18 protein-coding genes are annotated in these 20,694 nt (G+C 42.7%); 11 read left to right on the top strand and 7 right to left on the bottom strand.

Annotation, left to right across the window (positions count from 1 at the left end):
* Positions 1-44 precede the first annotated feature (44 nt).
* The 6 genes from PJ15_RS00710 (at position 45) to PJ15_RS00685 (ending at position 7,270) form a co-directional block, all read left to right on the top strand.
* Complete coding sequence (locus PJ15_RS00710) at positions 45-1,487, top strand: cryptochrome/photolyase family protein (protein ID WP_047426784.1); 1,443 nt, start codon at positions 45-47, stop codon at positions 1,485-1,487.
* 178 nt (positions 1,488-1,665) lie between these two features.
* On the top strand, positions 1,666-2,415 hold the full coding sequence (locus PJ15_RS00705; RefSeq protein ID WP_047426781.1) for a hypothetical protein: 750 nt from the start codon (positions 1,666-1,668) through the stop codon (positions 2,413-2,415).
* Positions 2,415-3,320: a hypothetical protein gene (locus PJ15_RS00700; RefSeq protein WP_047426778.1), complete on the top strand. Its 906-nt coding sequence runs from the start codon at positions 2,415-2,417 to the stop codon at positions 3,318-3,320. The genes PJ15_RS00705 and PJ15_RS00700 overlap by 1 nt, the downstream gene beginning before the upstream one ends.
* Positions 3,307-4,557, top strand: coding sequence for a glycosyltransferase family 2 protein (locus tag PJ15_RS00695; protein WP_004770306.1), 1,251 nt, complete (start codon positions 3,307-3,309; stop codon positions 4,555-4,557). Before PJ15_RS00700 ends, PJ15_RS00695 begins: the two co-directional genes overlap by 14 nt.
* Complete coding sequence (locus PJ15_RS00690) at positions 4,558-6,405, top strand: hypothetical protein (protein ID WP_047426777.1); 1,848 nt, start codon at positions 4,558-4,560, stop codon at positions 6,403-6,405.
* Positions 6,383-7,270, top strand: a complete 888-nt coding sequence (locus tag PJ15_RS00685) for a hypothetical protein (RefSeq protein ID WP_171248551.1) — start codon at positions 6,383-6,385, stop codon at positions 7,268-7,270. Before PJ15_RS00690 ends, PJ15_RS00685 begins: the two co-directional genes overlap by 23 nt.
* Before the next feature lie 18 nt (positions 7,271-7,288).
* On the opposite strand, the gene PJ15_RS00680 is transcribed toward PJ15_RS00685, so the two are convergent.
* Positions 7,289-8,503: a tetratricopeptide repeat protein gene (locus PJ15_RS00680; RefSeq protein ID WP_047426775.1), complete on the bottom strand. Its 1,215-nt coding sequence runs from the start codon at positions 8,501-8,503 to the stop codon at positions 7,289-7,291.
* Positions 8,504-8,734: 231 nt separating this feature from the next.
* On the opposite strand from PJ15_RS00680, the gene PJ15_RS00675 reads away from it, so the two are divergent.
* Together PJ15_RS00675 and PJ15_RS00670 are read left to right on the top strand one after the other, a co-directional pair.
* A complete protein-coding gene (locus PJ15_RS00675) occupies positions 8,735-9,436 on the top strand; it encodes a VIT family protein (protein ID WP_047426774.1) in 702 nt (233 codons plus the stop codon).
* Between the two features lie 118 nt (positions 9,437-9,554).
* A complete protein-coding gene (locus PJ15_RS00670) occupies positions 9,555-10,598 on the top strand; it encodes an NAD(P)H-dependent flavin oxidoreductase (RefSeq protein WP_047426771.1) in 1,044 nt (347 codons plus the stop codon).
* Positions 10,599-10,651: 53 nt separating this feature from the next.
* On the opposite strand, the gene ppk1 is transcribed toward PJ15_RS00670, so the two are convergent.
* The gene (gene ppk1 / locus PJ15_RS00665; protein ID WP_047426768.1) at positions 10,652-12,730 is read right to left on the bottom strand and encodes a polyphosphate kinase 1; all 2,079 of its coding nucleotides are present in this window, start codon (positions 12,728-12,730) and stop codon (positions 10,652-10,654) included.
* Between the two features lie 113 nt (positions 12,731-12,843).
* Positions 12,844-13,518: a monofunctional biosynthetic peptidoglycan transglycosylase gene (mtgA, locus tag PJ15_RS00660; protein ID WP_004770313.1), complete on the bottom strand. Its 675-nt coding sequence runs from the start codon at positions 13,516-13,518 to the stop codon at positions 12,844-12,846.
* 72 nt (positions 13,519-13,590) lie between these two features.
* Here mtgA and PJ15_RS00655 point away from each other — a divergent pair, with 72 nt between their 5' ends.
* Entirely contained in the window at positions 13,591-14,397 is an 807-nt protein-coding gene (locus PJ15_RS00655) for a rhomboid family intramembrane serine protease (RefSeq protein ID WP_047426765.1), read from the top strand.
* Here PJ15_RS00655 and PJ15_RS00650 read toward each other — a convergent pair.
* Both PJ15_RS00650 and PJ15_RS00645 read right to left on the bottom strand, forming a co-directional pair.
* Positions 14,394-16,880 (bottom strand): ABC transporter permease, encoded by a 2,487-nt coding sequence (locus tag PJ15_RS00650; protein WP_047426763.1) that lies wholly within the window; start codon positions 16,878-16,880, stop codon positions 14,394-14,396. The two genes, PJ15_RS00655 and PJ15_RS00650, sit on opposite strands and share 4 nt — an antisense overlap.
* Positions 16,877-17,581, bottom strand: coding sequence for an ABC transporter ATP-binding protein (locus PJ15_RS00645; protein ID WP_047426761.1), 705 nt, complete (start codon positions 17,579-17,581; stop codon positions 16,877-16,879). The genes PJ15_RS00650 and PJ15_RS00645 overlap by 4 nt, the downstream gene beginning before the upstream one ends.
* A gap of 42 nt (positions 17,582-17,623) precedes the next feature.
* Between PJ15_RS00645 and PJ15_RS00640 the strand changes: the two genes are divergently transcribed.
* Positions 17,624-18,247 (top strand): arylesterase, encoded by a 624-nt coding sequence (locus PJ15_RS00640; RefSeq protein ID WP_171066973.1) that lies wholly within the window; start codon positions 17,624-17,626, stop codon positions 18,245-18,247.
* A 27-nt stretch (positions 18,248-18,274) separates the two neighbouring features.
* Here PJ15_RS00640 and aac(6')-I read toward each other — a convergent pair whose 3' ends face one another.
* Complete coding sequence (aac(6')-I, locus tag PJ15_RS00635) at positions 18,275-18,715, bottom strand: AAC(6')-Ighjkrstuvwx family aminoglycoside N-acetyltransferase (RefSeq protein WP_047426753.1); 441 nt, start codon at positions 18,713-18,715, stop codon at positions 18,275-18,277.
* A 104-nt stretch (positions 18,716-18,819) separates the two neighbouring features.
* Positions 18,820-19,434: a carbonic anhydrase gene (locus PJ15_RS00630; RefSeq protein WP_032810306.1), complete on the bottom strand. Its 615-nt coding sequence runs from the start codon at positions 19,432-19,434 to the stop codon at positions 18,820-18,822.
* A gap of 236 nt (positions 19,435-19,670) precedes the next feature.
* Here PJ15_RS00630 and PJ15_RS00625 point away from each other — a divergent pair, with 236 nt between their 5' ends.
* Entirely contained in the window at positions 19,671-20,684 is a 1,014-nt protein-coding gene (locus PJ15_RS00625; RefSeq protein WP_047426747.1) for an alpha/beta fold hydrolase, read from the top strand.
* The last annotated feature ends 10 nt before the right edge of the window (positions 20,685-20,694 follow it).

Below are 20,694 nucleotides of genomic sequence, written 5' to 3'. Positions count from 1 at the left end.
AAATCGCTTATGGTCATGTCAATTTCTTTAAAATAAACAGAATTATGTCGACTGCTTATCAACTGATTTGGTTTCGCCAAGATTTGAGAATTCAGGATCATGCTGCGCTCTGGCATGCGACTCAGGCTGGCCCCACGATTGCCGTCGTCATTTTATCTCCTGAACAATGGCAATTACACGATGATGCAGCGATTAAAACTGAATTCTATCTCAGACAACTGCAAAGCTTAAAAGACGAACTTGCGAATCTGAATATTCCCTTGCTGATACAGACGATTCCGCTCTGGAAAGATGTACCTGAGTATTTCGTAAATTTAATGCAACAACTGCCGATTCAAGATGTCTATGCCAATATTGAACTGGGGCTAAATGAATTAAAACGCGATCAAGCTGTACAAAAACTTTTAAATCAGCATGCTAAGGAACTGGTGCTTTTTCATGATCGCACCTTATTTCCTGTCGGCTCGATCCGTAACCAGTCCAATTTGCCCTATCAGGTTTTTGGCGCGTTTAAAAAAACCTGCTATCAGCGTTTACAACCTGCACTACCGCAATGTTATCCAACACCTGCTCCCCAACAAGCGATAACGGATTTAAAGTCGAGCTCACAAACCGATCTCGAGACACTGCAACTTAAATATAAACAACAGATCAAACATACACAGGATCTCGAATGGCAGATCGGCGAAGCCTATGCCTTGAAGCAACTTGACCAGTTTGTTGAGGAACAGCTCAATGACTACATCACTGGACGGGACTTCCCTGCACGCTCTGGCACCAGTCAGCTTTCAGCCTACTTAAATATCGGGATCATTTCGATTCGTCAGTGTCTTCAAGCGCTATTCAGACAACAGCAGGGCCATTTTGAAATTCAATCCGATGGACAACAAAGCTGGTTAGACGAATTGTTGTGGCGAGAATTTTACCAACATATTCTGTTTGATTTTCCTCGTGTCTCACGGCATTTACCCTTTAAGCAATCGACTCAGAATATCCCTTGGCGTGATGACCCAGCCGCTTTAGAAAAATGGCAGCAGGGTCAGACCGGCATTCCCATCATTGATGCAGGCATGCGACAAATGTTGGCAACAGGCTGGATGCATAATCGGGTAAGAATGATCTGCGCCATGTTCCTGAGCAAAAACCTGCTGATTGATTGGCGTAAAGGTGAGCAATGGTTTATGCAGCATCTGATTGATGGCGATCTTGCAGCCAACAATGGCGGATGGCAATGGTGTGCTTCGACAGGCACAGATTCCGTACCTTATTTCCGGATATTTAATCCGATTAGCCAATCACAAAAGTTCGATCCTGAGGGTGAATATATTCGAAAATGGGTTCCTGAGCTGGCCCAAATTGATAAAAAAGTAATTCATGAACCTTATGCAAAAAACCATTCTTTAACACTAGATTATCCGCATCCAATGGTCGATTTAAAGCTCAGCCGTACCCGTGCAATTGAAGCGTTTAAAGCCCATTTATCTTAGTTACATAAAATAAAATTTATTTAAAATACAAAGCTTTTCAACAACCAGTTAGACAGACTATACTGTATGTTACTGTTTATAAAATTATTTTACACAATCCATAACAGAAAGTTTATCGTCAAAACCGTAAAATAATGTTACCTTCATCACAAAAGACATTTATTAAAACTAAAAAATTATGCAGAAAAATCCGGCTTCAGCACTCGTCTTGTGGATTATCTCAGCCCATGTTTTTATGGGCATCGTCGCGTATGAGTGGTTACCAGCAAGTTATCGTGGCAGTTGGGTTTTCCTCCTCATCCTTTTGATCGCGGGCGCATTTTTAAATGTCGGTCTGGCCATCATCCTCGGGTTAATCACCTTCATTGGGGTTGCAGTTTACTTCCTGCTCGACTTAGCCAATCAAACTTATGTCGAGCGTCAGCTGTTGTTATTGTTTGTACTGCCCATCACTCCGATTTTTTTAAGCGCCATTCGTCACAATATTCAGAATGCACTGAAAACCTTCCGTGCAATTCAAAGTTATGATCGTAATTATCAACATGATATTTTGCCACTGACGGCATTAAAACACTTTCAGGGCGAGTTAAAGAAGCTGCTTAAACTCACGCACAAAGATCACTACAAGATTATTACCACCCAGATCGACAATACCGTACTGATTCGGGAAATGCTCGGTGAAGATATCTGGAAAGAAACTCAGAATAAGATTATGGCAATTCTCTCGATCGAAAGAGATAGCGTCATTTACCATTTTATTAATGAAGAGCTGAGCCAGATTAAGAGTATCGTCATTCATGAACCTGTTGTTGAAGAAAATCAGATCTATCCTGTATTTATTCAGCAGCTTCAGGAACTCATTGTATTAAAGCTCAAAATTGAACAACATACTGAATATTTGAGCCCTCAAGATCAAGAGGTGCCTTAATGTCAGTATTGCTTAATATTTGTGGTTTGCTGGTGAGCACTGCAAATTTTCCAGATACCACCTTACAACAGTTTTATCAGCAGTATTACCACTGTTCGATCCAGCCCGCGCAAAATCAGGTCAACCCTCAAACTGAAACACCCAGAAATATAGCAGCCCTGTTCCCCCAACCAGCCACATGGTGGCCCGTGTTCACCTCAGATCAGCTTGAATCTGAAAGTTTTAAACGGCTCATTGATAAGGGAATAAAACCTGGCGTTATCCTGCCCAATGAATATTTTAGTGCCATCAAATATTATAAAATCAAAAAAGCGGTGGATGAAGGTGCAATTCCTGTTGCCTTTTACCAAATGCAACATTCGAAATATTTTGCTGCCAAAGCCACCTTTTCAACCGCATTGGGATTAAGACCCCTCGCCGCCCTGATTGAAACTGGCTGGGATGAAAACCTGATTTCACAACCTGCGGGCAGCTATATCATCCAGTCCGATAGCCCGAATGAGCTACGTATCCCTGCGCGTAAAATTCAACATCATCAACATTATTTTTATCAGGCCATTAAAGATCCCTCACAAGCATCGGGTTATCAGGTGGTAATTAACCCTCCAGCAGATATGCCTGTCAATAATATTGAATATCCACATCTGGGCATCTCATGGGACATCAATAATATTCAATACACCAGTACAGCAGACGGTGTAGAAACCAATATTTTTGGTTATTTACTGATTGCATTGAGTACAGTCGTGATTCCACTAGACTATGTCTACTCAGCACAGTATCCAAGTTTACTCAGTACCTTTGGTAGCTCTATTTCCTGGATCTCATTATTACTTGGTGGCGGATTGCTCCTGATTTTGATCATTTCTATCATTCGCAGGAGAAGAATAAATGCCCGCAATTGATATTCTTTTCCTGTTCGGTTTTCTAGGCATTTGGATTCCTCAAGCTTTTTGGGCATGGCTCAGTTATCAAGCTTGGAAATATTCGAAAAATGCAGCCAAAGAACTGGAAAATATGCCAGTTCCAGAACACTGGCCTGTATTAAGTGTCTTAATTCCAGCCTATAACGAAGGTGTGGTCATTGAAGATACCTTACATGCCATTGCGCAACAGGATTATCCAGCCCATGCTTATGAAGTTTTACTGATTAATGACGGTTCCAAAGACAATACTTTAGAAATTGCGGAACGCATGGCAGAGATTTATCCTTGCATTAAAATCGTCAATGTACCCAAAGGAATGGGCGGAAAAGGAAAATCGCGCACACTGAATAATGGTTTGCCGCATGCCAAGGGTGAATTAATTGTGGTCTATGATGCAGACAGTACACCCGAACCCGACTGTGTGCGTTTATTGGCACAAACCTTACTGGCAGATAAAAAACTGGTTGCCGTCAACGGTAAAGTACGCACGCGTAACTGGCGTGACAGTATTCTGACCCGTTTCATCGCGATTGAATTTATTTTCTTTCAATGGATTTTCCAAGGTGGACGCTGGCAGCGTTTCGAGCTTTCTACCCTGATGGGAACCAATTATGTGATCTGGCGTGATGCGCTGGAAACACTGGGTGGTTTTGACGAAAAATCTCTGGTCGATGATACCGAGATGAGTTTCCGAATTTTTCTAGGTCAACGCCGCATTAAATGGGTGCCTTATGCCGTCGGCTGGCAACAAGATCCACCATCCTTAAGTGTCTTTGTTAAGCAACGTTCCCGTTGGACGCAAGGAAACTTTTATGTCACCAGTAAATATTTACCGATTGCGCTAAGAAAACCGTTCCCGATCGGGATCGAAATTTTTAACAATATTATGTGTTATGTCCTGTTTGTGCCCGCACTGATCTGGAGTCACATTACTTTAACCCTTGGTTTACTGGGTATTGCCGGGATCACTGTTCCTGGCCCATTTACCTTACTTTGGGGCTTATCGTTCTGTCTATACGTCGCACAAATGTGGTTTACCTTATCCCTAGAAAGAGCCAAACCTCAACTATATTTCTTCTCGGTTTTATCTTATGTCACCTATTCACAGGTCTTTCTATTTATCGTGTTTAAAGCTGCCTACGACATGCTGAAAAATAAGATACAGGGAAATTCATTGCAGTGGTACAAAACTGAGCGCAGCAAGGAGAAAAAATAAATGAAAAAGAATCCATTACATCATCAGATTTTTAAAATACTGGTCGCAAGTGCAGCGCTTTCCTTGCCCGTGTTGAGTTCTGCTGACACACTGAATACCTGGACATTTGATAATATCAATACCTCCAATAAATACACGATTGAACCTCATTTCTTTTATGTGGGTAAAGGCTCAGAATGGCAAAATATCCAATTTACCAGTGAATATTCGACTGAACATTTCACCACTTTACTGGTGAAATTTGATGACAAACTGATTTATAACACCACTTTGAATGGTGATGGAACGCTGAACTTTAATATACCAGCGACCACGAGTGGTTTTCACCGCTTAGATTTCATCTTGCAACAATACTCGCCAACCACATCACCTGCGGCTGATCGCACCACCTTCTGTAGTGAAGATGTGGATCAGGTAACTTATCTTAGTAATTCAAAAATTGATTACCAGCGCCATCGGCCAATTTATCGTTTAAAAGATTTACCTGATGCCTTGTTTAACCCACAAGTGGTACGCCCTACGCCATTCGTTGGGGTCTTAAAATACAATCGAGCCAATATCAATGAAGCCTCTATGCTGGGGCGTTTAATCAGTGCATGGGGCTCAGTCACCCCGATCCAGTGGTATGAACAAAATGCACCAGAGAATCAGCCAGCCAACTTTTTTATTGAAATTGCAAAATCTGCAACGCCTTTACCCAACGGTACTTTAGTTCAAATCAGTGCTGAAAATGAGGTTCCGACGTTACGTATTCAATATGACAATCCGGAAAAGCTGGTTTCCGCTATTAACGGTTTATTAAATCCAAATTATTTACAGCAGCTCGATACTTCATCCACCTATCTGCCGAATAAACTGGCAGCGCCTGCTTGGGCACAGATCAAGCAAATTAAAACCCTTGCAGACTTAGGGATCAGCGATTTCCGTTTAAATCAGGCTGAAAAAAATCTATTCTTAAACTTCCCTGCGGTGTGGCAACCGACCGATATTCTACAAGGACAAATTGCCTTACGTGTCCAAAGTGGATTACTCGAAGGCTCAAACATTACCACATGGATTGATGGTGGCTTGGCAGGCAGTTTAAAAACGGCAGAGCTAGATTCTGATCCTGTGAACCGACAATTTAACTATTTCGCAAAAACCATTTCCAATAACACCAACTTTAGCCTCAAGCTGGAAAACTCGGTCATTGTAAACTCACAATGTCTGCCGACCGCCAAAGGTTCTCTCTGGATTGATACGCAAAAATCAACCGTGAAACTGCCGCACAAACTCAAAAATGGGGTTGCTTCACTTTCCATGAGTTTTGCCACACATCCAACCATTGCGATTGATGAAAATCCGGGCAGTCTGGAAATTGCCATAACCATGAGTCAGGTGGCTAAAAAAATGCTGATGACCAATGATCCGATTCCTTTGAATCTGGTCAAGTTTGATCCAGCTAAACCTGAACTTTTAAATGTACAAGTCAACCCGAATATATATCGTCAACAGGTATTGATGCATAAAGATATTCTTTATGCTCCAGCAACTGCACGTGGTTTTCTGGTAAGTTTCCACGACCAACGTTTCAATGTCATCACAGACTCAATTGCCGGCGCGCAGAACTTTACCAAGCTTTGGGATAAAATCCAGACAAATATTCCAAATAATGCCAGCAAAATCTTGGTGGCAGAAAATGGACAAGTGTTTATTTTACAAAAAATTATTGTAGGTAACCAGAAAGCACCTTTAGTCCAGCAGTCATCATTCTTTATCTTGGTTGTTATAATCTCTGCTATCATGATTCTTGCAATTTTGCTCTGGTACTGGCGTAAACGACCGAATGCTAAAAATAAGGCAGATTAAATTTATACTTTTAAAAATTATTACATTATCCGCCTTATTCAGTTTAGGGGGTTGCATGCACTTCTTTCAGGCAGACGTGCAACCTCCCCAGATTGAAGGAATTTTTTGGCAACCCGATTTAGCCACCACCCCGCCTTCAGGTAACTGGAATTTACTTGGTGTTTCAACCTTTGTCCCGCAGTGGTCCACTGTACAATCCAAAGCTTGGTTCGATCATGACATGGGTTTTGAAAAATGGGATAAAACCCTCAACTTAAAACAGCTCAATCAGCAACCGTGGTCTCAACAAATCATTTTGGGGCTGGCGGGTGAATATGATGAAAAGCTTGCCCGTTCAAATGTTCTGCAACTGGCAGAAAACTCGAAACAGATCATTGAGAAAACCAAATCAATTCCATTAAAAGGTTATTACTTTCCTGTTGAAGCAGATCCCACATGGTTAGGTGTAGGTGTATTGGCACAAGCTTTAGCGACCTTACCTCAACCCGTCTGGGTCAGTATTTACAGTGCTGAGCAGTCTCCTGAACATCTGGATTCTTGGCTGAAAAGCTGGTTACCGCACAATACCCATGTGTTTTTTCAAGATGGCGTCGGTGTAGGAACCCGCTCTCCCCAGCAGGCAAAAATTATTCTGGAAGATCTTCAAAAAGAGTTCGGTAAAGATAAGGTCGTGATTGTTTTAGAAGCTTTCCGTCCAGTAAAAGCAGGCCAGTTCCGTTCAGCTTATCCGTGGGAAGTGATTGAGCAGCTTAAAGCCTATGAGGGACAGAAAGTTTATATTTTTGATGGCCCGCATTATATGAACCGTATCACCGTTTATGCCGTGGCTTTATGGTATAAACTGAAATACGGCTCAACTACCTGACCCTATTTATAAGTGCGATTAGAAGTTCTTATAAAATACCAATTCAGTGCGCGTGTTGTTATAGGTATCTGTTCCATCAGCTAAAGCATCTTTGAAATAACGTCCATATAAACGCTCAACACGTAGCTTCACTGGAACATAGTTAAAAGGTTGCCATGCAACACCCGCACCATATTCAAATAAGTTATTGTAATTTTCACCTTCCGAATCGGCCAAAGTATGTAGCTTGCCATAAGCTTGTACGGTTCCCGCTTCACCACGATAGACATTAAAACCAGAGCGCAATCTAAGATCCGCAATAACGTTATAGTCTTCTCGTGAGTAACTCGCGACATTACCGTATAAATCAGTGAAATAATCATTCCAGATGGTACGTTGTTCCACCGCGGGATTGGCATACCATTCCTGATATCCGGTTACACCACCGACCACACTTTCACGGAACTTATCCCGATTACGATCAATCAGATCATAGCTGCCGCCCACTTCTAAATAAGCACGAACAGGAATCGACTGCCACGGCTGATAATTTGCACCAACACCGACGGTTACTGCATTTTCGTCGATAATCTCAGGACGTACCCCACCTTTCGATTTGGTATCACGGTTCAGGTTCACAAAGCCATACACCTGCGCCCGACCATTATCCAGATTTTTGCCATATCGCATTTTCAATGGGAAAATGAAATCGTCATATCGTGATTCATAAGAAGGCGCAAAGTAGACATCTTTAAAAGTTGATGGTACAGCTGAAGCACTGAGATTCTGAACAGCTTGTTGTGCCTTGCTCGCCATTTCCGGGTCAGATGAAGCCGATAAATCTTTAAAGATCACCAAAGCTTCTTTATTTCTTTTTTGCTGGTTGAGTAAATACGCTTCCTGCAATTTTAGTTGTTCATCCTGCGGTGCAAGCTGTTCTGCTTTACGCACACTCTGGATCGCTTCATTTTGCTTGTTCAAACGGATTTGTAAATAGGTCAGACTCTTCCAGACTTTAATATCTTGTGGTGTGAGTTGTCCCAATTCAATCAGGATTTTTTCGGCTTCTTCTGGCTGGCTTTGTTCAATTTTATAAAATTTATCCCAACGGTCATAAATCGGATGACCAGGTTTATATGCCGCATCCCCTTCTTTCACAAAATCAGGCTCAGCACTCACCGCCTGTTGTACAGGTACGATTAGACCTAAAAGTAATAGTGTATGACTCAGCAGCTTATTTTTGGAATTGTTCATCGCAAATCTCAACTAAAAATATTCACAATACGGTCTATGACAAGAAGGCTTAATTAGCATTTAAAATGTTAAATTGTTCACATATTATAACTAAATCATCGTTATGCTATCGTTAAAATAAGTTAATTTATAATAGATTAAGTTTATGAATCAACAATAGAATTTTACAAGCAATTGAACTGTTATAGAACTAGACGCGAACAAATTAAATTGATTTAAAAGAGCAAAATTATGTCTTTTTCACAACATGCAGAATCACATGTGATACAACGTTCAGGCTGGCTCCGTGCGGCAGTATTAGGTGCCAATGATGGCATTATTTCTGTTACCAGCCTGCTTATGGGGATGGCAGCCAGTGGTGCAAGTTCTCACACCTTATTGATTACCTGCATCGCTGGGCTAATCTCGGGCGCAACGTCTATGGCAGCAGGTGAATATATCTCGGTCAAGTCTCAAGAAGATATTGAAAAATCGGACCTGAGATTTGAAGCACGAGAACTGGAAAAAAATCCGCATGCCGAATTAGCAGAACTGACCCAAATCTATATCTCACGTGGTTTAAATCCTGAACTTGCTCATGAAGTTGCCAAACAACTCACTGCACATGATGCACTTGGTGCGCATGCACGAGATGAGATCGGCATTCATGAAAATACTGCCGCCAATCCTGTTCAGGCAGCGCTTTCTTCTGCCGCCTCTTTCTCTTGTGGTGCAGCCTTACCTATGTTGGCAATCTTGCTTAGTCCAGATACATGGATCGCACGGGCTGTGTTAATTACAGGAATTATTTCACTGGCTTTATTGGGTGCATTGTCGAGTTACTTTGCGCATACCTCAATGCTCAAAGGCAGCCTGCGCATTACCATATGGGGCATCTTGGCAATGGTATTTTCCAGCTGGGTGGGTTCCTTATTTAATGTGACTCCGATTTAGGCCAATATGCTGTCATTCTGAAAATAGCGTCTATATTCAATAATTAAATAGCGATTATTATTTGCAAGCCTTTTTGTTTTTACGTTAAGGTGATTAAAAATGCAGTGAGTCATCCACCATGTCAATTTTAGAATTATTAGAAATAAAACATCCGATTTTACTTGCGCCGATGGCTGGGGTTTCTACACCTGAACTTGCTGCTCAAGTATCAAATCAAGGTGCATTCGGTTCTTTAGGTCTCGGTGCCAATACGCCTGAAGCAGCCAAAGCACAAATCTTAAAGACACAAGAACTGACTGATCACCCCTTTCAGGTGAACTTCTTTTGTCATCAATCAGAACAGCTCAACCCTGAAACTGCCCAACAATGGATTGAGTATCTTCGTCCCCAATTTGAGAAATTTGCTGCAGAAGCCCCGACCCAGCTCAACTGTATTTATCCCAGCTTTTTAGACAATGATGACTTTCTCAATGTGGTACTTGAAACACGTCCCAAAGCAGTCAGTTTTCATTTTGGTATCCCACACCCGCATCAGATTCAGGCTTTAAAACAAGCTGGCATCATGACCATGGTGTCTGCAACCAATTTACTTGAAGCTCAAGCGATTGAAGCGGCAGGTATTGATATTATTATCGCGCAAGGCATTGAGGCGGGTGGGCATCGCGGGATTTTCAATCAGCATTTTGATGCTGCGATTAAAACCATTGATCTGGTGCAACTCATTACAAAACACTGCAACCTGCCCGTAATTGCAGCAGGCGGCATCATGAATGGTGAACATGCCAAAGACATGCTGAAACACGGCGCTGCAGCAGTACAATTAGGGACAGCTTTTGTACAATGTAAAAGTTCCAGTGCCAATGCTGCCTACCGCAAGGCATTATTTAATCAAACGATCACTCAGATTAGTGCTAGTCTTTCAGGCCGACCCGCACGTGGTTTAATTGGCACGTGGCATACACAGATCGACGCTCCAAATCGCCCTCAAGTGCCTGCCTATCCATATACCTATGATCTTGCGAAGCAGTTGATGGGTATCGCTAGTGCGCAAAATGACTTTAGTTATGGTGCTTTCTGGGCAGGCAGCAATGTCAGTCAAATTCGAGAGCTGGAAGCAGCCGATTTAGTCAATCAACTAGTACTGGAAATAAAAACCAATTAAATTTTGCGCGTAAAAAAGCCGACCATAATCGGTCGGCTTTTTGGTAGATCACTTTATTTGATCGCCTCAAGTAAAGTGTGTTGGGCATTATGCGGTGCTTCACCTTCCATCGGTCGCGCACGTTCCCATACACCATCCCCTTGTAGCAACCAAGCTTGCTGATTATCTTTGAGGTAATTCAATAAACCCAGTTGGTAAATACGCTTTTTCAAGGCTGGATCTTCAATTGGGAAACACGCTTCAACACGGTTAAACAGATTACGATCCATCCAGTCAGCGCTTGAACCGTATATACGTGGGTTACCATTATTGCTGAAATAATAAACCCGTGTATGTTCAAGGAAACGTCCAACGATCGAACGCACACGAATATTTTCTGACAAGTTTGGTAAGCCCGGACGTAAACAACAAATTGAACGAATAATCAGGTCAACCTGCACACCTGCTTGCGAAGCTTCATACAGCTTATTAATCAATTGAACTTCCGTTAAAGCATTCACTTTAATAATAATTTGTGCAGGTCTGCCTGCTTTGGCATTGGCAATTTCGTCATCAATATAATTGATCAACTGGGCATGCAAGGTGAATGGCGCATGAAGCAACTTCTTCGGCTTCGCCATTTTGCCCATCCCCGTCAATTCCTGAAAGATACGATGCACATCTTCACACAGGTCTTTATCGGTGGTCATGAGGCCATAATCGGTATAAATACGTGCGTTGGTGGCGTGGTAATTCCCCGTACCTAAATGTACATAACGCACCAGTTTATTATTTTCACGGCGTACCACCAGAATCATTTTGGCATGCGTTTTATAACCCACGATGCCATATACCACTACGGCGCCTGCTTCTTGCAATACGTTCGCCACTTCAATATTGGATTCTTCATCAAAGCGGGCACGTAACTCAATTACTGCCGTAACTTCCTTACCATTACGTGCAGCTTCGGCAAGTACTTGCACGATTTCTGAGTCAGCTCCACTACGATAAAGCGTTTGCTTGATAGCCAGCACTTGCGGATCACGTGCAGCCTCACGCAACAACTGAATCACAGGCGCAAAAGATTCAAATGGATGATGCAATAAAATGTCCTGTTTCTGCATTGCTGCAAAAATACTTTCAGACTTTTTAAAAGCTTTTGGAATCACAGGTGTGTGTGAGTCATAACGTAAATGCGGACGTTTGAAATTTGATAATAAACGCGCCAAATTTACAGGGCCATCTACGCGATAGAGTTGTTCTTCATTTAGATCAAACTCATTGAGCAGATATTCATAAATATGTTTTGGACAGTTATGAGTTACTTCTAGACGTACTGCACGGCCAAATCGACGAGAACTCAACTCACCTTTTAACGCTTTTGCCAAATCTTCAACATCTTCGTTTAGCGCTAAGTCGGCATTACGGGTGACACGAAATTGATAGCAGCCTGTTGCGGTCATGCCAGGGAACAGATCAGAGATATGTTCATGAATAATTGCCGAGAGCATGACATGGTGTTCTTTCCCATCGGTCAACTCATCTGGCAAACGTACCACACGCGGTAATGAACGCGGTGCAGGTACAACCGCCAAATCAATTTGACGACCAAAGGCATCTTTCCCTTCTAAGGTCACAATAAAGTTCAGGCTTTTATTCACCAGTCGTGGAAATGGATGCGCAGGATCCAGACTGATTGGCGTAAGCACAGGTGCCACCTGTTCATGGAAATATTTCTTGATCCATGCTGATTGTGCAGGCGTCAATTCACCACGACGTAAGAAGCAAATATCTTCTTCACGTAATTTCGGCAAAATTTCTTCATTTAAAATTCGGTACTGACGTTCAATTGCCGCATGTGTTGTTTTTGAAATTTGTTCTAAAACCTGCTTTGGCGTCAAACCATCTGGAGTGCGGCTTTCATTGCCCAACGTCAGTTGTTCCATCATTCCCGCAACACGGATCTCAAAGAATTCGTCCAGATTACGTGAAAAGATCAGAAGGAAGTTCATCCGCTCTAATAATGGATGAAGTGGATCGACAGCCTGTTCCAGTACGCGTAGATGAAAATCGAGAATCGAAAGCTCACGATTTATATAACGATCGTTGTAACTGTATTCTATTGGCGTTGTTGTCGTCACTGCAGTATTCATACCCAACCTTGTTGCTTTATCATTCATCAAGTGATGATTTAAGTATGCTGCAAAATTATGTCAATTTGGTAAAAAAGCCCAAAATATTGGGCTTTTTTTTAAAATTTGGCGAATTATTGCGGAAGTTGTATCCCATTCATATATTTTAAGATCACCCGCTTGCGATATTGCAACTTACGGTCATTGCGGTTGTCTTGATAATACTTTGGATTTGGCAACAATGCGGCTAAAAATGCAGCCTGCTCTCGGGTGAGGCTTTTAGAACTTTTGCCATAATAAAATTGAGCTGCTGCCTCAACACCATAAATGTTTTGCCCAAACTCAACCGAGTTCATATAGACTTCCAGAATGCGTCGTTTTGACCACATCCGCTCCATCATCCATGTCGCTACAGCTTCCTGCCCCTTGCGGATGAAAGAACGTTTATTATAAAGAAACAGGTTTTTTGCCAGCTGTTGTGAAACCGTTGAACCACCCGCGACCAGTTCACCTTTTTTGCTATTGCGCTCCAGTGCAAACTGGATCCCCGCCCAGTCAAAGCCATGATGATGAATAAACTTGGCATCTTCGCCCGCTAAAATTGCGCGTTTGAAGTTATCACTAATATTGTCATAGTCACGCCATTCCTGTTTGATCGGTTTAAAGTCGGTAAAGTAATCCCAACGCATAAACATGGTCGTATTCACTGGATGGGTTCGCCACCAGACCAGACTACTAAAAATCCAGAGCTGGATCAGTAGAATGACGCCAATAATCAACATTACTGCTCGTGCTAAAAAGGCTTTCATTAAAGTGCATCACTCCATCATGCAATGAATTCATGCTAAGCTATTTTTTATATCAATAACTAGCGTAAACATATGACTGAAACGACTCCACCACAAATCAATCAAAAATTGCAAATACAAACATGGTGGTTTACTGCATTGTTAATCGCAGTCAATGTCGGATTATTTGGCTGGCAAATTCTTTCAGGGGTGAATATTACCGACCCTGCCCCTGTTGATGCAATCGCTTGGGGAGCAGATTTTACACCGCTCACCTTTACTGGGCAGGCAGAACGCTTGTTCACCAGCATGTTTTTTCACTTTGGCATGATCCATTTAATGTTAAATATGTGGGCGCTGTATATCTTTGGCAGTGTGGCAGAACAATTATTTGGTCGAAGCTATTATATCGGTTTGTATTTTCTGGCTGGTCTCATGGGCAGTGTCTTGTCCAGTTATCTAAGCATCCGTGATGGCTACGAACTTTTACAACATTTTGATCCGAAATTACTCCCGCATATCAGTGCTGGCGCCTCAGGTGCCGTGATGGGGCTAGGTGCGGCACTCACCGTCATTTCCCTGTTTCCACCTTTGCCACAGCAACGCTTCTTGCTGGATAAAAAATCATTATTAATGATTATGGCGATTAACCTTGTCTTCGGTTTTACCGTTTCAGGGATTAATAATGCCGCACATATTGGTGGCATGATCATGGGTGCATTGCTAGCCGTGACATGGTATTTCAGCCAGAAAACGCCGAGAAATACACTGGCTCAAGTCATTGCCTTAATGATTGGTGCCCTATTGCTCAGCGCATTCTATTTTTATTGCACAGAATTAAGCACAGGACTCAATCCTCTCTGGAATGAAATCCTGCGTCAGAACCAGCTCTCTTTTTAAGACTGGTTCATTTCTCTTAAACTTTGTAAGGGCGGAATATCGCATAAGTAACTCAAGCGATAGCGCCCGATCAAGGTACAAATCAGCATCATGCTTAACGGCAAAATCAACCAGATCTCAGCATGCCACTGAATGGCCATTTGCATCTTGTAACTGGCAATCGCGCTGATCACCTCTGCAAACAGACAGGCCACGACACCCGCCAACAAGCCGATAAAGCCAATCTCAAGACTGAGCATACGTTTTAATTTATTCTTGGCAACGCCAAAAGAGCGTAATAGAGCCACCTCTTTACGGCGTTCATCCATCAGTACATTTAAACAGGCAATCAGTACCAGTACACCGGATAAACCGACCAGCATGGCTAGAACCGTGACAATCTGCACCAGTACATTGACCAGACGTTTCACCTCTTCCAGAATACGCCCGACATCAATAAATACCGTGTTAGAAAATTGCTGAATCAATTGCACCATTTTCGGCTGATCCGCTGGCGGAACATAGAAGCTTCCTAAATAACTGCCCGCATTCTCATCCATGGTTTGTGGTGAAAAAATAAAGAAGAAATTAGGACTAAAACTTTCCCATTCCACGCTCCGTAGATTGATGACAGTCGCATTCATTGGCCCTTCGGGTAAGCTAAAACTGAGTTGATCCCCAATCTTGATCCCAAGCTCAGTCGCCAGTTTTGCTTCCACAGACACCTGACCAATCTGGGTAAAATGGGAACTGCCCTGCGTAATCACATTATCTTTCGGATACACTGCGGCTTGAGTCAGATTCAGTTCACGGCGCAATGAATTATTTTGTTTTACCTGTTCTGCTGCAAAAGGCTGACCATTTTTGGCAACCAGTCGGCCTCGAATATTCGGATAAAGCGGAGTGGTCTGCCATTTATTTTGCTCAAGCTGCTGTTTCAACTGAGGCATATCAAACGGCGGTAGGCCATAAACAAACTGATTCGGTGTCCCTTCGGGCAATTGTTGCTGCCAACGCTCCAATAAATCTGTTCTTAATACACTCAATACCGTAATTAAGCTCAGGCCCAAAGCGAGGGCTGTAATCTGTAAAGCAGTTTGATGTGGAATCCGTACATAGGCTGATACAGGATGTTTGAGCTGTTTGATCGCTTTTAAAAGCAACCAGATCACGGCAAAAAGCGTCGCACACAAAATCAAGATCGCGGCTAAGACCCATAGGCTTAACTGTAAATTATCACTGAGCACCAAACTAAAAATCACCAGACTGGCAATACCGACTGCAAACATGGCGAAATACGACTTACGTGAACGCTCCTGCTGGCGGATCACCCGAATCGGCGGTGTATTTAATAACTCCCAGATACTTGGCAAGATAAAACCAATCAGCACCATCACACTGGTAAAAATGGCGACAGGCAAGGCAAACAGCAAATCAGCCAGCGCAAAGCTTAATTGTAATTGTGGAATCAGCTGCAACATCAACTGCAATAAACCATAACCTAAAGCAATCCCGATCAGACTGCCCAACACAATCGATAAAGCACTGACAATTCCAAGCAAGGCCAGATAAGCCAGCAAAATCTGTCTCTTACTTGCCCCTAGACAGCGCATCAGGGCAATATGATCCTGATTCTGTTGCACATAACGTTGACTGGTCAATGCAATCGCAATACCACACAGCAGAATGGTTAATAAATTGGCAAGCTGTAAAAAAGTATCCAGATTTTCAATCGGTTTCATTAAGCGCGTATTGGATTGACTGGCATCGCGTAACTTCAACGAACCTTGTTCGCCCTCGCCCAACTGCTGATCACTCGGTTGATCGAGCGTCTGTTCATGCTGTGTTTGCTGCCTGAAGATATTTTTAAATGCCTTGATCTGCTCAGACTGCCCTGCCATCAATAACCGATACTCAATCCGGCTACCCACTTGAACGGCATTAGTTTTGGCAATATCTGCCTGATAGATAATCACTGTCGGTGAAAATCCTGAAAAGCCAAGCTCCTGATTAGAATCATGTTCGATGATCCCCGTCACTTTAAACTGCCCATCCGCAATCGCAACCTGATCCCCCACTTTCGCCTGTAGAAGATCAGCTGCACGAGGACTCAGCCAAACCTGTCCAGTTTGAATACCTTGTGACTTGGGCTGGATTTCCAGTTCACCCCGTAATGGAAAATGCGCATCAACGGCTTTCACATTGACCATCACAAACTGATCCGAGGTATGCGCCATCGAACTAAACACGGTCACAGTAGCCTGTTGCAAATCCAGTTTTTGTGCTTGCTGTAACCATTCGGTCTGAATTGGATCTTGATCGTAGAGCACCAGATCCGCAGCCAACATTTCAGCGGCCTGTAGGGTCACGGCATTTTGTACTTGGGTATTACTGAACTTGAGTGCTGTGGTCGCACTAATTGCTAAAGAAAGTGCAATGATTAATAAATATAACCCACCCGTACGAAAACTTTGCAGCAACAGCGGCTTGAGAACTGAACTCATAAGCCCACCTCAAGCTTTACAATTTCCTGAATCTGACCATCAGCCAGTTTGACATGACGTTGACATAAAGCAGCCAGATTCTGATCATGCGTCACCAGAACCAAGGTTGTTCCTAATTCTTTATTAAGCTCAAATAATAGCTGTTCAATTTCTTCAGCCGTTTGTCCATCCAGATTACCCGTGGGCTCATCTGCAAAAATAATTTTCGGCTCTGCAATCAATGCTCTGGCAATCGCAACACGCTGCTGCTCCCCACCAGAAAGCACTTTCGGTGTTTGCTGGGCCTGACGTACCAGCCCAACTCGCTCTAACCATGCCAATGCTTTTTGTTCTGCCTGCTTGAAATTAAAATCAGGCTGTAAGCGCAATGGCAACATGACATTTTCCAGTGCACTGAGCTGCGGCAATAGCTGAAAAGACTGAAATACAAAGCCGATATTTTCCAGACGAACCTGCGCGCGCTGTTCTTCCGACAAACTATGCACCGCCTGTCCACATACCCATAACTCCCCAGCACTGGGACGATCAAGTGTTGCCAAAATCCCCAACAAGGTCGATTTTCCTGAACCTGACCGACCTGTAATGGCAATCTGTTCGCCTTGATAAATTTCCAAATCGATATCTTTTAAAATCGTTAAACTTTGCTGATTAATTTGAATATTTTGTGTAACTTTTTGGGCAGAAATAATCGGTTGTGGCATGATGTCACGTATCCTTTAGGACAAATTTGAAGTGCAATGCAAATATCTAAAGTTATCTTGTCAGTATCTAAAACGCTTGCAATGATCAGTGTCTGTTTGATCCCGACACTGGTTTCAGCAAAGACTATTTTAATTTTGGGTGATAGCCTGAGCGCAGGTTATGGCATAGATGCAAAACAAGGTTGGGTTCACTTATTACAACAACGTTTAGACCAACAGTATCCGAAACAGCACAAGGTGGTCAATGCAAGTGTCAGTGGAGAAACCACCAGTGGTGCGCTGGCAAGACTGCCAAAATTATTGCAAACCTATCGACCAGAAGTGGTGGTGATTGAACTGGGTGGCAATGATGGCTTACGCGGTCAGCCCCCACAAATGATTCAAAAAAATCTTGCCCAATTGGTGCAGCTGAGTCAGAAGCAGAAAGCCCATGTTTTACTGTTTGGGATGAAAATACCGCCTAACTACGGCACAGCCTATAGCAAAGCCTTTGAAAATAATTACAAGGTGATCAGCCAGCAATATAAAGTGAAATTACTGCCTTTCTTTCTTGAAGGTGTCGCAGGACAAAAACACTTGATTCAGAACGATCAGATTCATCCAAATGCAAAAGCACAGCCGATGATGCTGAATCTGGCGTATCCTTATATTAAAGGTGCGTTATAAACTGCGCCTTCCACTCAATAGACGATTTCAACTGATCTTTTTCTTAAAATAAACCACACGTTCGGTTTCCTGAAAACCCAGCGCGCGATGCATGGCATGACTGATTGTATTATCAATTGCTGCATCTGAAGCAAATTCGGTACAGGAAAATTGCTTTGCCCAGTCTTCTACTTGCTGCACCAAAGTGGTAGCAACACCTGAACGTCGATATTCAGGCAAGACATAAATGCCTTCCAGAAAAGCCACAGGTGAGGTTTGTGTACCATTTACATATTCATATCGAATAGACGCTTCCAGCATGGCAATTGCTTGCTGCTGATCGTTATAGCTTAATAATTGCAAAGTATGTGGTTGTTCGAGTAGCTGCCGCATTTCCAGTAAATGCGCGTCTTCATGATCAGGCCAGAGTAATATTCTTAATTGCAGCCAGTCGGCCAATAACGGCTCGGTTACAGGCATGATTTTCATATCGATTCTGCCCTTTTGCTTCACTTATTTTTCTAATTCAATAAAAAATTAAAATTTATGCTTCCAACAGCGAAATTAAGGCGAGTTAAAACTCGCCCTGATTCTTAGAAATCAAAAAAAGAAACTTCACCTGTTTCTAGCGAATATTCTGCACCAACGACAATCATTTTGCCCTTTTCAATCAGGCTTTCCAGCACAGCAGAGCCATGACGAAGCTGATTCACAGAAGCAAATACATTTGAACGTACCGCATGCGCAGACAATTTTTTCAAATCATTTTTGAGTTCGGTTTGCATCAAGATTTCAACCGACGGACGAACACGGTTTACGATCGACATTAAATTCGATGAAGGCGGCTGATCAGGGTTCATCAAGGTATCAATCGTGGCTTGAATCGCACCACAATGACTATGACCCAGTACCACCACAACAGCACAATCATAACGCTCTGCTGCAAATTCAACACTGCCGACCTGTGAAGGCGCCACAATATTGCCTGCCACACGAATCACGAACAAGTCACCCAAACCTTGGTCAAAAACCATTTCAGCAGGTACACGTGAATCAGAACAGCCTAAAACAATTGCAAAAGGATTTTGATCACTTGCCATCTCGGCACGTTCTTGGTGAGATAACAATCTTTGTTGAACTGCCTCTCCTTTTACAAAACGGGCATTACCAGCTTTTAAACGTTCTAATGCTTCTTGTGCGGTGAGCATGTATGTATCCATGTGTGATTGACCTAAGGCAACAGTTTAATGTGCGCCCGTTTGAAAGTCACTGACAAAAATAGAAACGATCAGCATACTTGCTAATCTTTTAAACCGTAAAATAGCGGAAAATTGCTGATTTCATTGGCAAGAATTTCCATACATCTGTAGATTATGCAAATGACTCGCGTCGTCTCTTCCTCAATAATCAATTGGTTTAAAAATAGATCAAGGATTGAACAACGATGATAAATACCCGACTTACCCAACCTTTTCGTCAGGCTTTGGGCGCTGCTTTACTGGCATGTAGCTTAAGCACACTAGCAGTGAGTACAACTCAAGCTGCCGAAATAGAAATGAATTTTCAAAACCTGTTGCAACAAGAGCGTGCATGGGCTGGCTTACAAACCAAGACCTTAAAAGTAGGCGATATCACTTGGTCGTATAGTGAAGGCGGTCAAGCGGGTAAGCCAATCGTCATTTTAATTCATGGTCTTGCAGGCAGTCGTGACAACTGGAACCGTGTTGCACGCGCCCTCACGGCAAACTACCACGTCATCATTCCTGATTTACCAGCCAGCGGTGAAACATTAGTACCTAAAGATTTTGACTATTCTGTTCCGAATGTCACAGAGAAATTACGCCGTTTTGTAGAAGCTGCCAATCTGACAGGCCCAGCGCATGTTGCGGGTCATTCACTGGGTGGTTCTATTGCCATGCTCTATGCGGGTCAATATCCTTTTGAAACCAAAAGCCTGTTCCTTATTGATGCGGCGGGTGTCTATAAGGCAGCGACCACGCCTTATTTAAAAGATCCAAATCAGGTGAAAAACATGATTGTGAGCAAGAAAGGAGATTTCAATTTCCTGATGCAACAAGCCATGTTTACTCCGCCATTCATTCCAAAGGAAATTGCTCAGGCGCAAGAAAAAATGATGATTGGTCAGGTTGAGCAAACCCAGAAAATGGTCGATCAGGTGATTGCCTTAAATAAGCTCTATACGCCTGATTCATTTGCTTTGCTGGCAAGATCAATTGATGCACCGACCCTGATTTTATGGGGTAAGCAAGATAAAATCGTCAATGTCGAAGTCGTCCCTGAATTAAAAGCATTACTGAAAAATGCCCAGACACCTGTCATTCTGGACAATGTCGGTCATATGCCGATTCTGGAAGCAGATCAACTGGTGGTTCAGCAATATCTACCTTTCCTCAGCAAAATTCAGGCACAAAAACCTGCTGCGGCTCCAGCGCAATAAACTTAATTTA

This window comes from Acinetobacter sp. neg1 (assembly GCF_000788125.1).
GTDB lineage: Bacteria > Pseudomonadota > Gammaproteobacteria > Pseudomonadales > Moraxellaceae > Acinetobacter > Acinetobacter vivianii.
Note: the sequence above shows the minus strand (reverse complement) of the source record. Positions and strands in the feature narration are given on the sequence as shown.